We start from the raw sequence: 14320 nt of genomic DNA on the forward strand, positions 1-14320 counted from the left end.
TTCTTGTCGGCGGCCGGGGCGCGGTGTTTGGTTTCCCGACGAAGTAGTCAGCGCGGCCACGCTGAGGCGTGCGGGTCTGCGGGCAGGGACGGCTGACTGACGTGAGGAGCCTCGTGAAGTGATGGGCAGGTCGCGCGCCGTCTTGTTCCGTGAGCTGGCCGCGCGGGGTTCGGCGGCAGCCAGGCAACCGTCCCCCTCTACGTCACCGAACACCGCGAAGCCCTCGACACCGGCCTGCCGCCGCCGGCCCCGGACCACAGCGCGTTCGAGACCTCCCGGCTGCTGATGCGCCGCCCCGACCACCTGACCGATGACCAGCGTGTCTTCGTCAAGGACCTCCTCCACCGCTGGCCGGAACTGCACACCAGCCACCAGCTCATCCGCTCCCTCGCGCCCCTCTTCGACCAACAGCGCCCCGCCCCGCTGCACGACTGGATCCGCCGGGCCCCACACCTGCGGCATTCCCCAACTGCGCGGCTACGCCGCCGGGTTGTTCGACGACCTTGACGCGATCACCGCGGCCGCGCCTCTGCCCTACAGCTCGGGCGTCGCGGAGGGAAGGATCACGGACCTGAAACTGATCAAAAGCCAGATGGCAGGCCGCGCCGGCATCAGCCTCCTGCGCAAGCGCGTCCTGTTCGTCGCACACTCCCGACGCACACCACCCCGGGACATCACCGAAGACCTGTGGACGATCAACGCCCACGAAAATCTTGTATGAGCCACGAGCCGCACCCGTAAGTGATTGACAGGGTTCAGACAGTGATGACACGGTGCTCCCGCGTCTCACAGAGGCGCTCCATCCAACAACTCCCCGCTGACCACGGGGAACAAAGGGGGAACACATGCCTGTCACCGTCCCGATCAAGGCAGCACTGACTGCTACTGCGGCCATGTCAGTCCTGCTCGTTCCAGCAGTCGGCCCGGCGTCCGCCGCGTCGCAGGGGCCTGCGGATGGGGCCGTCGCGGCGGCAGCCACCAGCTTTGACGCCAAGTGCAGAAGCCACAGCCGTACCTACGTCCTGAAGAAGTACTACCGAGGCCCCAAGGTGATCACGCTCCGCTGCGGCACGAGCACATGGGGCTGGAAGCACATCAAGGCTCGGCACGGCTGGAACAGCACGATGGACCGCAAGATAAACGCGGCCATATGGTCCGGCGACGCCAACGGCCGCGGCGGCTACTCCACGTACCTCAACCAGTGCCCGCGCGTGGAGAAGTTCCGCACCATCATCGGCACCCCGGCCGGGACCAACGACCTTCTGACCGCCTACAAGGTCAACCAGACGGTCGCCGCCAGCGCGCCTCGCTGCTAGAAACAGGTGAGGGGACGCGGGACGAGATAGGAAGGGTGTTTCGACCATGGCAGAACAAACACCAGCCGAAAAAGCACTGAGCAGTTCATACGTGACTGCTGACGGGGTGCGGTTCGATGTCGAACAGCTGTCGGTCGAGCAGCATGCGGACCGTAGCGCGACACTGGCCTACCAGCTCGGCGTGAAACGCCATGGCCACCCGGATGAACACTGGGTTCTCGCTCTGCCCTGGGACGACAAGTCCTGGGCCGATGTGCTCACCTCACCCGCGCCCCCTCCCGACCGACTGCACCAGCTCGTGCATCTGGTCCATGCCCACCTCGAAGAGTGGTGGGATACGAAGGGGCACAACCGGAAGTCGGCAAAGCTGGGCCGCCAAGTCGCCTAGGCACTGTCGTCAAAAGATCTTGCCCGAGGGATGTGGACAGCAGGCATGATGTGCTGGTGGGACATCTACCTGTCGACGTGCGTGCTTCGCTTCGGTTCTTCGCCTTTTACTTGGCCAATGGCACCATCGACGTTGACCTGCTCGACGGTTTTGACTACCGACCGGCTCTCTTCGCGTTCGGTTCGTCGTTGGAGCAGGTCTTCGCGATCTATGGCAATGTGCTGGAAGTCGACGCAGACGGCGAAGTGCTGAACGACGGGGACGCGCAGTACCGTGCCGCCCAGTGGATTCGCCGTTTCTGCGACCCGACTTACGAGGTCGACCCGCCGTTCCAGGCATGGGAGACGGAACTCCACGGCCCGTGAACGAGCGGGCGGTCCTCGCAGGACGTCACACCCACATCAAAAGCGATGCGAGGGTGACAGCCGCCTGGTAGGACTCGGCGGTCTTGTCGTGTCGGGTGGCGACGCCCCGCCACTGCTTCAACCGGTTGAAGCAGCGTTCCACCACGTTGCGCCGTTTGTAGAGCTCACGGCCGAAGGCCGGTGGCCGGCCACCGCGGCTACCGCGCCGGGCCCGGTTTCGGACCTGGTCAGCCCGCTCGGGGATGGTATGGGTGATGCCCCGACGCCGCAGCCAGGTGCGGATCGCGCGGGAGCTGTAGCCCTTGTCACCAAGGACGTGAACCGGCCTGGTGCGGGGTCGCCCGGAGCCGAGGCGGGGCACCCGTATCGTCTCCATCACCTCGGTGAAACGCGTGCAGTCGTTGACGTTCCCGCCGGTCAGGACGAAGCCCAGCGGCCGGCCAAGACTGTCGCACGCAAGGTGGATCTTGGTGGTCAGACCACCCCTGGACCGTCCGAGCGCCGGGTCGAGGGCCCCCCTTTTCGGGCTCCGGCGGCGTGCTGGTGAGCCCTCACGACCGTGGAGTCGACCGACACCAGCCAGTCGATGCCCCCGGCTGCGTCCGCCCTGGCTTGCGCGGCCTGGAGCATCCTCGCGAACGTGCCGTCCTTCGCCCATCGGCGGAAACGGGTGTGCAGCGTTGCCCACGGCCCGTACCGATCGGGCACGTCCCGCCAAGCCGAACCCGTCCGGAACTTCCACACGATTCCGTTAAGGACCCTCCGGTCGTCCACCCGCTTCCGGCCCCACAACGCTAGTGGCAGCAACGGACAGACGAACTCCCACACTGCATCGGACAGTTCATGACGACCAATCACCCCGCCATGATCCACCACTCAAGATCATTTGACGACAGACCCTAGGCCAGGCCTAGGCGCTGTTTCCCGGATCTCCTGACATGACTGCCTTGTTGTGGTCAGGCTGGAGTCATGGGGCGTGGGGATTACTGAGTTTGTGGGCGTGATGTCGTGAGGGTGAGGCCGGTTGCGGTGAGGCATGCGTCGATGAGATCGGGGCGGTACTGAATCTCGCGGAGTGTGCGGCGGAGTGACCGGATCAGGTGGTCCGGGTCGCTGAACGCGGTGTTGCACTGCGCCGAGCGCCGGACCAGTGACCAGACACCTTCCACGGGATTCAGATCGGGTGCATACGAGGGGAGTTGGAAGGAGGTGATCCAGTCGTGGGCGTCGATGAAGGCCCGCAGTCGGGCGTCCAGATGCACATTCAAATTGTCCCAGACCAGTATCAGCGGGGCGCCGAGCTGTTGATGGGCGGCGACCAGCAGGTCGCGATAGTCGCGCCAGGTGAAGCTGCGCCGGCCGCCTCGCTTGTGATCGAGATGCTGTTTGGGCCGGAAGATTAGACGTGTTCGTTCGCCGGGCTTGTAGCAGGCCAGGGCGGCGATGGAGAAGCGGCGCTGGGAACGGCCTCGCACCCGGACCACGGGCGTGTGCCCCCGCCTGGACCAGGTGCGGGAAGTGGGCGGCGTCATCGAGAATCCGGCCTCGTCTTCGAAGACGATGAAGGCGTCGAGCGCCGCCGCGGTGCTTCCACCTGTGGCCATGTGTCCTTCACCCAGCCGGTCACCTTGTCCTCGTCGCGCTCCAGGGCCCGCTTGGCCGGGACTTGGTGGCTCCAGCCGTGGCGCCGCAGCATCTGCGCGATGGTCGACAGGGTGATGGTCTTATGGAACCGGCGCCCGATCAGCACCTTGATCCGCTCCAGGGTCCATGTCTGGTCCTGCCAGCCGTGCGCAACAGGCCCCTTGGCAAGTTCCTCCTCCAGCACCGCGAACAGCTTCTCGCTCAGCTTGGGCCGGGCCGCCGAGCCCCTGGAAAACAGGAAGCCGTCCCCGCCAGCCTGCCAGGCGCGGCGCCAGCGCTGCACTGAACGAACGCTGACTCGCAGCTGTTTCGCCACCACCGTGTTGCCGTCACCTGCGGCGAACATCGCGGCTGCTTGCAGGCGGACTCCCTCGCGAAAGGCCCGCCGCTCGGCCGTCAGGCCACCACCTTGCGGATACCTCATGGTTCCGGCCTACCGCGACTGACTTCCTCTGTCAGCCCTCCCGACATCACGCCCACAAACTCAGTAACGAATGCGGAGTGGGATCGGCTGGAGTCGTTTCCGCCGCGGGGCGGTACGCGCGGAGGCCGGTGGAGTGACCACCGGCCTGTGATCAACGGGGTGTTGTACCGAGTGCGGACGGGCGTGCAGTGGCGGGACCTGCCCGAGCGGTTCGGGCCCTGGGAGACCGTCTACAAGGGTCATCGCCGCTGGTCGGCGGATGGCACCTGGAAGATGCTGCGTCGAAGATCCAGGCCGTCGAGGATGCGGCAGGTCGGGTCAACTGGGACGTGTCGTGGACTCCACCGCGGTGCGGGCTCACCAGCACGCCGCTGGCGCCCGCAAGGTGCCGCCGCCCGCGCCCCCTCAAGCGCGTCGGGGGTTAAGCGGGCGTACGCGGCGGTGGCCGCGGATCTCGGGATCACCGGGGAGACGCTGCGCACGTGGGTCCGCAAGGACGCCGGAATGCCTGCGCCCGGGCCGCCGGGTGGCACCGCGCTCAGCCCGGCCGAGGAGCTGGACCGGGTGCGGGCCGAAAACCAGCGGTTGCTGAGGGCGGGCACGCGCCACGCGTCAGGCCGAGCAGGCCGCCGCGGTCGCTGAGATCCGGCAGATCCATGCCGAGCACCACGGCGCCTACGGCGCCCTGCCGGACTCCGGGCCCGGGGTCGCAAGGTGGATTCTGGGCGGTTGACGGAGGGGGCTCCGTCGGCGGCGCGTGTGGTCGGGTGCGAGGACGCCGAACGTGAGCCCCCGGATAGGATCCAGTCCGGGTCCTGACCATAGGTTCCGGGCCAACAGCCGCTAGTGCGACATGATGTGCGGCTGTCTGCGCTGTCGCGGCGCCGGAGTTCCGGGCGGCGGCCGGACTGCCCGGAACACTGAGTGAGTGGAGTGCCAGTCGTGCGTGGAGGCAGCATCGCCGTTGTCGGCGGCAGCATCGCGGGATGTGCGGCGGCTCTCGCCGCACACCGCGGCGGGGCCGAGCGGATCACCGTTCTGGAACGTGCCGATGACCGGCTCCGCGACAGAGGGGTGGGAATTGCCCTCCAGAACGACCGGTACGACGAGCTGCGGGAAGCAGGCTATGTGGCGCCCGAGATGCCTTGGGCCCCGTTGACCCGGCGGCTGTGGAGCGTGCGCGACGGCGAGGCCGAGCATGGCCGGGTCGTCGGCGAGCAGCCGTTCCCGTTCCGCGCCTACAGCTGGGGATCCTTGTGGAGCGAACTGCGCCGCCGGGTGCCCGAGGAGGTCGTCTACCGGTCCGGCGCGGTGGTCACAGGGGTGGAGCCGGATGCTGGCGGCGTGACGCTGCAGCTCGAGGACGGCCACGAGGAGCGCTTCGACATCGTTATCGGGGCCGATGGTTACCGTTCCGTCGTCCGCGAAGCCATGTTCCCGGGTGCGGACGCCGCGTATGCCGGATACATCGGCTGGCGCGGGACCTCGTCGGACGTCGCGGACCTTCCGTCGGACGGCGAGGACGCGCACAACATCGTCTTCCCCGGCGGCCATTGCATGATCTACCGCATCCCGGACGGTCACGGCGGCCATCGTCTGAACTGGGTGCTCTACACCGCTCCCCCCGAGGCGGGCGGCCTGCACCCGGACCTCCGGACGCCCACCTCCCTGCCGCCGGGCCAGCTCAACTCCGAGCTCACCGAACGGCTTCGGGCCCTGGTCGCCGACAGCTTCCCCCCGTACTGGGCCTCCAGGGTGCTCCGCACCCCCGCCGAGGCCACCTTCATCCAGCCCATCTACGACTTGAAGGTGCCGCACTACGCCTCCGGTCGGATGGTGCTGGTCGGAGACGCGGCCAGCGTCGCCCGGCCGCACATAGGCGGGGGCAGCGTGAAGGCGCTCCAGGACGCCACGGCGCTGGAAGCCGCCTGGAAGGCCGGGGGCAGCTGGGAGGAGATCCTGAAGCGCTACGACGCCGGGCGCGGGGCCGTCGGGGCCGCGATGGTCGCGCTCGCCCGCCGGATGGGCGACGCGCAGGTCGAGAACACCCCCGACTGGACCGCCATGGACCAGGCCGGGTTCGACGCGTGGTGGCAGCGGCAGAACAGCGGCTCCGAGCGGCGCAGTGGGTTCGGCGGCCACAGCATGAAGGCCGGATAGGCGCGAAAAGCACGGGGGCGTGACGTCTCGGCCGCCCCCGCACAGGCCCCGGGTCCGGTCCGGCTACGGGGGTGCCGCTCAGCCGCCGGTAGCCGTGCCCGCCGCCGTCAGCTCCAGCGCCGCGTGCAGCGCCGTGGCGTCGGCGCGGGCGTTATCCCCGGCCATGCGCAGCGTCATCCGCCCCGAGGTGAGCACGGTGAGAGTGCGGGCGCACGCGACGGCCTGCGCGGGGCTGGGGGAGACCAGGAGGACGGCGAGCCCCTCGGCCGCCAGCGTCACCACCAGCTCGTGGACCTGCCGTACGAGGACCGGGGCCAGGCCCTCCGTCGGCTCGTCGAGCAGCAGCACCCGGGGCGAGCCGAGCAACGCCCGGGCCAGCGCCAGCATCTGCTGCTCGCCGCCAGAGAGATCCGCACCCCGGTTCGTCCGCCGTTCGCCCAGCCGGGGGAGCAGTTCCAGGACCCGCGCCGGGGTCCAGACGCTGGGGCGCGGGGTGTCACCCCGGCGCGGCGGGCGGTGGGACAGCCGTAGGTGCTCCTCCACCGTGAGCCCGGCGAACACCCGCCGCCCCTGCGGCACGAGCCCGATGCCGGCGCGCGCGATCCGGTGCGCCGGCCGGCCGGTCACCTCGCGGCCGTCGAGGCGTACGGTCCCGGCGCTCGGGCGTATCAGCCCGGCGACAGTGTGGACGAGGGTGGTCTTGCCCGCGCCGTTGTGGCCGACGACGGCGTGGACCGAACCGGCGGCGACCGTCAGGTCGAGGCCGTGGAGCACGGTGCCGCCGTGGTAGCCCGTGGTCAGGCCGGTGAGCTCGAGCATTGGGCCCGGTCATCCTCTCGCGTCGGTGGGGGGCGGGCAGACGGTCGGGACGTGCCCTGCGCCGGGGCTGTCCGATCCTCCGGAAGCTTCCGGGACTGCCGCGGACGCGAAGCCGTGGTACGCCGCGCGGACATCGGGATGCGCCAGCACCTCCTGAGTCGGGCCGGTGGCGATCACCTTTCCGGCGGCCAACACCGTAGTTTCGGTCGCGAGTTGGGATACCACCTCGACATGGTGCTCGACGAGGACGACCGCGACCGTCGGCGGCAGTCCGCCGACGATGTCGAGCATCCGGCCGATGTCGGTGTCGGTGAGCCCCGCCGCCGGCTCGTCCAGGAGCAGCAGCCGGGGGTTGCCCGCCAGCGCGGCGGCGAGGTCGAGCATGCGGCGCTGACCGTGCGAGAGGGCGGAGGCCGGCCGGTGAGCGAGGTCCGCGAGGCCCACCGCCTCCAGATGGCGTGCTGCCGCCTCCTGGCGCAACCGGTAGCGGGATGGCCTGTGCCAGGCGCCGCGGTGACGCGGGCGGTGTGTCCAGCCGGCCAGGACGACATTGTCGAGCACGGACAACTCGGCGATCACCGTGGGCTGTTGGAAGCTCCGGGCGATGCCGAGACGGCTCCGCGCCGCTGTTCCCCTGCGGGTGACGTCGGCGCCGTCCAGGGCGATGGTGCCGCGGTCGGGCCGGTCCGTGCCCGCGATCAGGTTCAGCAGGGTGGTCTTGCCCGCGCCGTTGGGGCCGATGACGGCGTGCCGGGCTCCCGAGGGGAGGCGCAGGTTCACCTCGTCCACGGCGGTGAGCGTGCCGTACCGGCGGGTGAGCCCGTCGAGGACGAGGAGCGGAGGATCCGCTGTGGGAGCGGGCGTCATGAGACAACCTTCCCAGCGGAGTTCGGGGCGGGAGCGAACGGCGGCCGACCCTCGCGTATGAGTGGCCCGGATGCGGGCCGGTCGTTACCCATGAGAGGCCCGGGCGCTAGCCGGTCGCTGCTCACAGGAGGCTGACGCGGTGGTGGGTCCTCGCTCCCCGGAGGCGCCGATCGCCGCCCGCCCCCGCCGCCCGGCCCGTCCCCGCGCAGCCCCGCCAGGCCGCGCGGCAGCAGGTACACCGTCGCGACGAAGAGCACGCCGAGCAGCAGCGGCCCGTGGCCCGGCCAGGAACCGGCGACCCAGTCCCGGGTCGCCACGATGAGCCCCGCGCCCAGCAGCGCGCCGACCACCGACGTCGTACCGCCGATAACCACGGCCAGCAAGGCGAACGCGGCGATCTCGAACCCGACGTCGGCGGGGGCGAGGTACTGCTGCACGGTCACCATCAGCGAACCGCCCACCCCGGCCAGCGCGCCCGCCCCGATGTGGGCCACCAGCAGGTAGCGCCCCACCGGGTGGCCGGAAGCCCGCATCCGGTCCTCGGCGCCCCGGGTGCCAGTTAGCAGCTTCCCCGCCGGGGAGCGCAGGACGAGCAGGGTCAGCACGACGGCGACGACGACCACGACGAGCGCGTAGGTGTACAGCTCGCTCTCCTCGGCCATCTCCGGCCCGCCCCACCACGCCCGCGTGGCCGGGAAGCCGACGAGCCCGTCGGCCCCGCCGGTGACGGACTTGAGCTGGTTGACGACCGCGCCGGTCAGCTCCCCGATCGCGAGCGTGATCATGAGGACGGTGGTGCCGCGCGCCCGGATCACCGCCGGCCCCACCACCGCGGCGAACACGGCGGCGGCGAGCGCGGAGAGGACGATCTGGACCGGGCCGACGGTCCGCCCGGCGTCCGCGAGGTTGGCGGTGGCGTACGCGCCCACGGCGAACGGCGCGGTCTGCCCGAGCGTGGGCAGCCCCGCGTAGCCGGTGAGGACGGTGACGCTGACCGCGAGCAGCCCGAGCGCCAGCGCGGAACCGGCCAGCGAGATGCTGTACGCGTCCAGCAGCGCAGGCAGCGCGACGAGGACCGCGAGCAGCACGAGCAGCGGTGCCGCCCGACGCCACGCGGGCCCGCCCGGCAGCCCGTGGGACCAGGAGGAGAGCGGGGCGGCCCAGCCTGACAGCCGCTCCCGGAGCCGCGTGACCGGGCCCGGCGACGACGGTCCGGAAGTGTGCGCCGCCGCCGGTTCTACGAAACGGGAGCGGAGCACCAGCACCGCCGCCATCGCCGCGAAGAGCAGGTACGGGGCAAGCGCGGGCGCCAGCGCGACGCCCAGGGTCTGCACCTCGCCCACCGCGATCGCCGCGAAGAAGGTCGCCCACAGCGAGCGCAGCCCGCCGAGCACGACCACCACGAGCGAGAGCATCAGCACGTTCTCGGAGGTGCCGGGGCCGGGGCCGATGATCGGGGCCCCGAGCACCCCCGCCGCCCCGGCCAGCGCGCCCGCCGCCGCGAGGACGCCGGTGTGCACCGCCCGGGGGCTGTGGCCGGTCGCTGCGAGCATCTGTGGATCGTCGGCGGCGGCCCGTACCGCAGCGCCCATCCGGGTCCGGGTCAGCACCCACGTCCCGAACGCCGCGAGCACCACGGCCATGACGATGAAGCAGAGCCGGTACGCCGGGTAGCGGTGCCCCAGCAACGACACCGAGGAATCGAGCATCTCCGGTACGCGGACGGGGAGTTCGTCGGCACCGAAGAGCTGGATGAGCAGGTCGCCGCCGATCAGGGCAAGCCCGAAGGTCAGCAGAGCCTGCGCGAGATGCCCGCGCCGGGCGAGCGGAGCCGTCGCTGCGGAGAGGCCCGCCCCGGCGAGGCACGCCGCGGCGGTCCCGGCGGCCAGCGCGAGGGCGAGGCCGCCCCACGTGCCGTCGCTCAACTCGGCACCCGTGTAGGCGCCGATTGCGTACAGCGTGCCGTGCGACAGGTTCAGCACCCCGGCCGTGCCGAAGGCCAGGCTCAGCCCGGCGGCGACCACGAACAGCAGCAGCCCGAAGGCCACCCCGTCCACCGTCGGTATGAGATGGGCATCGAGGAGGTCCACGTCAGCTGCCGAGCGTGGCCAGGTCCTGGACCATCACGTTCGCCAACTGGGCGCCGTCCGGACGCACCTGGCGCAGGTACCACGTCTGGACCGGGGAGTGCGCCTTTTCACCGAACTCCCAGCCCCCGCGCGGGCTGTCTATCTGGCCGAGGCCCGCGATGGCCTTGTTGATGGTCTGCGGCGTCACGGCGCCGTCCTCCGCCGCGTCCGCGATCGCCTTGTCCAGCACGGCGGCCGCGTCGTACGAGGCCATCGCGTACGTGGTCGGCTGGGTGTCGTGCTTCGCCGTCCAGTCGGCGGCGAACGTGCGGTTCGCCTCGTTGTCCAGATCCGCCGCGTAGTTGAGGACCGAGTAGGTGTCCTTCGCCGCTTGGCCCTGCGCATGGAGCACGCTGCCTTCGGTCACGAACGCCGTGTACAGCGGAAGGTCGGCGATGTCCGACTGGGCGTACTGCTTGGCGAAGTCGATCGCCGCCTTGCCCGCGTAGAAGCAGTACACGGCCTTGGCGTCCGTCTTGGCGATCTCCGCGAAGTACGGCATGAAGTTGGTGGTCTTCGGGAACGGCGTCCAGGTGGTCTTGCCGCCCGGGTTGGCGAGCTTGCCCTTGATCCGCTCGAACTCGTCCGTGAAGCCACGCAGTTCGTCGTAGCCGCCCTGGTAATCCGGTCCGATCGCGTAGACCGGGCCGTCGACCTTCTCCTTGATGTACGGGGCGATAGCCCGGCCCGGCTCGTCGGACAGGAAGCTGGTCGTCCAGACGTACTCGATATCCTTGACCTGCGGCCGGGCGTTGGAACCCAGCAGGGGGATCTTGGCCTGCTGGATCAGCGGCAGCACCGCGTTGACCGAGCCGCCGCTGACGAGCCCGGTCAACACGTCGACCTTGTCCTTCTTGACCAGCTTGGTGGCCGCGGGCACGGCGGTCGGCGGCCCATCGCCCTCGTCCGCCACGATCAGCTCGACCTTCCGGCCGCCCAGCTTGCTGCCGTGCGTGTCCAGATACAGCTTGAAGCCGTCCCGCAGCTCCGTGCCGACCGGCTCGTAGGTGCCGGAGAGGGAGGCCACCAGGCCGACCTTCACGGTGTCGTCGGAGGCCCCGCCGCCACCGCTGCAACCGGTGGCGGCGGCCAGCCCGAGGGCGAGCGCGGCGGCGCCGGCCGGCCGGAACAGAGCTCTGCGACGGGGCGGGCGGGGGGCGGTGAAGGGGAACATGAAAGCTCTCATCAGGGGTTCGGGTCCCGGAGCACGGGGGTGCGCAGGGAGGGTCGGTGGGGGCGGGACGGCGGCCCGCCGGAGCCATGGGACCGCTGGTCAGCGCGGCGAGGGGACGCCGGTGTCGCGCACCTGGGGGGACAGCGAGTCGCCGACCTGGTTGATCAGTTCGGACATCATGTAGCTGACCTCGCCGATGTCCGCGTCCCGGGTGGTGGTGACGAGCAGCGACGCCCCGCTGGAGACCGCCATCGAGAACATGTAGCCGCCCTCCATGGCGGTGAGGCTGTGCTCCACCGGGTCGGTCCGGGTGAGCTGTGCCGCTGCGGAGAGCAGGTTGACGACGCCGGACGCGATGGCTGCCAGCCGCTCGGCGTCGTCGCGTTCCACGCCCGCGTACGCCAGCGCGAGTCCGTCCACGGACACGGCTATCGCCTGGGTGACTTCCGGAAGACGCCTGGCGAAATCGCTCAGGATCCAGCTCAGGTCGGAGGAGGTGGTCATTTCTCGGTCCGTTCGGTGGTGTCGTCCGGGGCGGAACGCCCCCGGTGGTTCGTACTCCGGTTGATCCCCTGGGCGTAGGCCGCCAGTACGTCGGAGACCTGCCGGGAATCGCGGCGGCGCGGCGACGACGGTCGCTTGGTGCCGCCGCCGGAGCGCTGCTCGGCCTCGTCCCTGCGGCCCGCGGCGGGCCACTGCTGCGGTGCCCGGCGCTGCCGCACGGGCAGTCCCGAGGCGCTGACCCCGGCGATGCGGGAGGCGGGCTCGTCGTGCACGGGGTGCGGCGCGGGCGCCGTGCCGGGCCCCCGCTCTCCGGCACCGCCGTGCGGGTCGCCGTCACGGTGCCCGGCGTGTCCGGGCGGTTCGGCCCGGTCTCCGCCGTCGGCACCGGTCCCCGCAGCGGCCCCCGAACCCACGCCGATGCCGGCGCCGATCGGGGTGTCCTCGCGGCCGGGGCGTCCGCCTGTACGTACCGGCTGTCGGTGGTCCTGGGGGCCGGGCGCGGCGAGCGGCCGGGACGATGCGTTGCCGGAGGCTGCGTCGTACGCGCCCCGGGGCGGCTCCTCGGCCTCCGCGAAGCCCGCGGCCAGTACCTTCGCGGGCAGCGTGACCTCGGCAATGGTGCCGGGTCCCGAGGAGTCGCGCAGCTCGACAACGATGCCATGGCGCGCCGCGAGCCGGGCCACCACGTGCAGACCCATGGAGCGGACGTCCCCGATACCTGCCTGCGGCTCGCGCAGCGCCGCGTTGTGGACCGCGCGGCGCTCCGGCGTGATGCCCACGCCCTCGTCGACGACCTGCACCACGGCCCGGTCCCACAGACGCCAGACGGCGACCCCGACCTGCTTGTCCGGCGGCGAGTACCGGGTGGCGTTGTCGAGCAGCTCCGCCAGGATGTGCGCCACGTCGTGCACGGCGCGAGCGATGATGCCGATTTCGGAATCGATCACCCCGAGCGAGACGCGGTCGAACCGCTCGATCTGCTGCGCCGCCGCGACGATGACGGTGGAGCAGCCGACATCCGCGGAGCGCACCCGGGCGTTACCGTAACCACCCAGCACCAGCAGGTTGTTGGTGTTGCGCTCCATACGGACGGCGAGGTGGTCCAGGGCGAAGAGGGTCTTCATGCGCACCGGGTCGGCCTCGTCGCGCTGCACCGTGTCCAGTTCGGACACCATGACGGCGGTCAACCGGGCGCCCCTGCGCGCGACCCCGACCAGCGTCTCCGCCAACTGCTCATGTGTCTGAGCCTGTTGGGCGGCCAGCCGGACGGCTTCGTGGTGCACGGCGTTGAACGCCTCACCGACCTCTCCGATCTCGTCCCGGCCCGTCGTCGTGACCGGGTCGCCGGACCGCCGTGCCACCTCTTCGGGCGTCGCGCCGCGCAGCGCCCCGGGCCGGGACAGCTCGTTCATCACGGCGGGCAGCCCGGAGTGGGCGACTTCGCGCGCGGCGTTGCGCAGATCGCGCAGCCGCCGGAGCATGACCCGGCCGAGCCTGATCGCCACGACGACCACGCCGATCAGGGTGAGTACCACCAGCGCGACCTCCGCGACGGCGGTCCGGACGAGATCGGCGCGGACGTCGGAGACCTCGGAGAGGACCGCCGCGTCGACCCGCTTCTCCACCGAGCGCAGCAGCTCCTGCCGGTCGTCGGCGGCCTTCTGCCACTGCTGCGGCGATACGGTGATGTCCTGGCCGGCCTCCGCCCGCCCGATCGCGTCCTCCAGGCGCCGGACCTCCAGGGCCTTCGCCCCGGACAGGGTCCGCTCCAGCCAGGTCCTCCACTCGCCGGGCCCGAGGTCGTACAGGACGCCGATCGACTCGGTGTAGCCCACCCGGGCGGCGTCGAAGGTGCGCCGTGAGGCGTTGGTGAAGCCGCCCGCCGCCTGGGCGCGTGCGACGGTGACCTGCTGCTGGGCGGTGTGCTCGGCGGCCTCGGAGAGGGCGGCTGCGGCCCGGATGCCGTCCGCGATGTCGGCGTCCACCCCGTCGGCCTGGGCGATGCCGTCCCGGTAGGCGGTGAGGTCGGCGATCACGATGCGATAGCCAAAGGCGAGGGCGGAGGCGGTGCTGCTGCCGGAACGCACCTGGGCGCGCAGCCCGGGTAGTTCCTCGACGAAGCGGTCGATCCGGTCCAGGGCGCCTCTGGCGCTGTTGGGAACGGCGGTGAGTCCCTTGGCCATGCCGTGGAAGCGGGCGACGCTGAGGTCGGTCGCGTCCGTTCGTGAACGGAACTCCTCCGCGCTTTCCTGTCCTGCGACGTGGGCGGTGGCCGCCGCCCGTTCGCGTTGGAGTCGATAGGCCAAGTCGGCCGCTCCGTCGGCGGCTTCGATCATGGAGGTCAGCCGTCCGGCCTGGATCGCCCGGTCGGCGGCGGGCACGAGGGCCAGTACCGAGAAGGTGACGGCCACGGCGAGCGGTGCGGCGACGAGAAGGATGAGGCGACGCTTGATCTTCACCGCGCGGCTCCGTCGTTCGGGCCGGGCTGGAATATCGGTGACACGAAGATACCTGTTTACGGATCGTGGGG

13 protein-coding genes and 3 pseudogenes are annotated in these 14320 nt (G+C 70.8%); 7 read left to right on the plus strand and 9 right to left on the minus strand.

Annotated features, from left to right (window positions below):
- Positions 1-490 precede the first annotated feature (490 nt).
- From C1N81_RS04825 to C1N81_RS04840, 4 genes are all read left to right on the plus strand, one after another.
- Positions 491-721 (plus strand): hypothetical protein, encoded by a 231-nt coding sequence (locus C1N81_RS04825; RefSeq protein ID WP_394427132.1) that lies wholly within the window; start codon positions 491-493, stop codon positions 719-721.
- Positions 722-845: 124 nt separating this feature from the next.
- Positions 846-1316: a hypothetical protein gene (locus C1N81_RS04830; RefSeq protein ID WP_394427134.1), complete on the plus strand. Its 471-nt coding sequence runs from the start codon at positions 846-848 to the stop codon at positions 1314-1316.
- Positions 1317-1362: 46 nt separating this feature from the next.
- The gene (locus C1N81_RS04835; protein WP_394426190.1) at positions 1363-1704 is read left to right on the plus strand and encodes a hypothetical protein; all 342 of its coding nucleotides are present in this window, start codon (positions 1363-1365) and stop codon (positions 1702-1704) included.
- Between the two features lie 32 nt (positions 1705-1736).
- The gene (locus C1N81_RS04840) at positions 1737-2069 is read left to right on the plus strand and encodes a DUF7677 family protein (protein WP_394427136.1); all 333 of its coding nucleotides are present in this window, start codon (positions 1737-1739) and stop codon (positions 2067-2069) included.
- Between the two features lie 25 nt (positions 2070-2094).
- Here the strand turns inward: C1N81_RS04840 and C1N81_RS04845 are convergent.
- From C1N81_RS04845 to C1N81_RS04855, 3 genes and pseudogenes are all read right to left on the minus strand, one after another.
- Positions 2095-2924, minus strand: a pseudogene (locus C1N81_RS04845) (IS5 family transposase).
- A 128-nt stretch (positions 2925-3052) separates the two neighbouring features.
- A complete protein-coding gene (locus tag C1N81_RS04850) occupies positions 3053-3601 on the minus strand; it encodes a transposase (RefSeq protein WP_394426219.1) in 549 nt (182 codons plus the stop codon).
- Positions 3598-4137: a winged helix-turn-helix domain-containing protein gene (locus C1N81_RS04855; RefSeq protein WP_394425771.1), complete on the minus strand. Its 540-nt coding sequence runs from the start codon at positions 4135-4137 to the stop codon at positions 3598-3600. Before C1N81_RS04855 ends, C1N81_RS04850 begins: the two co-directional genes overlap by 4 nt.
- Positions 4138-4182: 45 nt before the next feature.
- Here C1N81_RS04855 and C1N81_RS04860 point away from each other — a divergent pair.
- The 3 genes and pseudogenes from C1N81_RS04860 to C1N81_RS04870 form a co-directional block, all read left to right on the plus strand.
- A pseudogene (locus C1N81_RS04860) lies at positions 4183-4540 on the plus strand (IS5 family transposase); the annotation flags it as partial.
- Positions 4541-4548: 8 nt separating this feature from the next.
- Positions 4549-4872, plus strand: a pseudogene (locus C1N81_RS04865) (hypothetical protein); the annotation flags it as partial.
- A 207-nt stretch (positions 4873-5079) separates the two neighbouring features.
- Complete coding sequence (locus C1N81_RS04870) at positions 5080-6297, plus strand: FAD-dependent monooxygenase (RefSeq protein WP_394427137.1); 1218 nt, start codon at positions 5080-5082, stop codon at positions 6295-6297.
- Positions 6298-6375: 78 nt separating this feature from the next.
- Here the strand turns inward: C1N81_RS04870 and C1N81_RS04875 are convergent, their stop codons facing one another.
- From C1N81_RS04875 to C1N81_RS04900, 6 genes are all read right to left on the minus strand, one after another.
- Complete coding sequence (locus tag C1N81_RS04875) at positions 6376-7116, minus strand: ABC transporter ATP-binding protein (RefSeq protein WP_394427139.1); 741 nt, start codon at positions 7114-7116, stop codon at positions 6376-6378.
- A 9-nt stretch (positions 7117-7125) separates the two neighbouring features.
- On the minus strand, positions 7126-7983 hold the full coding sequence (locus tag C1N81_RS04880) for an ABC transporter ATP-binding protein (protein ID WP_394427140.1): 858 nt from the start codon (positions 7981-7983) through the stop codon (positions 7126-7128).
- Positions 7980-10073, minus strand: coding sequence for a branched-chain amino acid ABC transporter permease (locus C1N81_RS04885; RefSeq protein WP_394427143.1), 2094 nt, complete (start codon positions 10071-10073; stop codon positions 7980-7982). The genes C1N81_RS04880 and C1N81_RS04885 overlap by 4 nt, the downstream gene beginning before the upstream one ends.
- 1 nt (position 10074) lies before the next feature.
- On the minus strand, positions 10075-11286 hold the full coding sequence (locus tag C1N81_RS04890; RefSeq protein WP_394427144.1) for an ABC transporter substrate-binding protein: 1212 nt from the start codon (positions 11284-11286) through the stop codon (positions 10075-10077).
- A 99-nt stretch (positions 11287-11385) separates the two neighbouring features.
- Positions 11386-11790, minus strand: coding sequence for a roadblock/LC7 domain-containing protein (locus C1N81_RS04895; protein WP_394427147.1), 405 nt, complete (start codon positions 11788-11790; stop codon positions 11386-11388).
- The gene (locus tag C1N81_RS04900; RefSeq protein WP_394427149.1) at positions 11787-14249 is read right to left on the minus strand and encodes a sensor histidine kinase; all 2463 of its coding nucleotides are present in this window, start codon (positions 14247-14249) and stop codon (positions 11787-11789) included. Before C1N81_RS04900 ends, C1N81_RS04895 begins: the two co-directional genes overlap by 4 nt.
- Positions 14250-14320: the final 71 nt, after the last annotated feature.

The sequence above is a fragment of the Streptomyces sp. SGAir0957 genome, assembly GCF_043523415.1.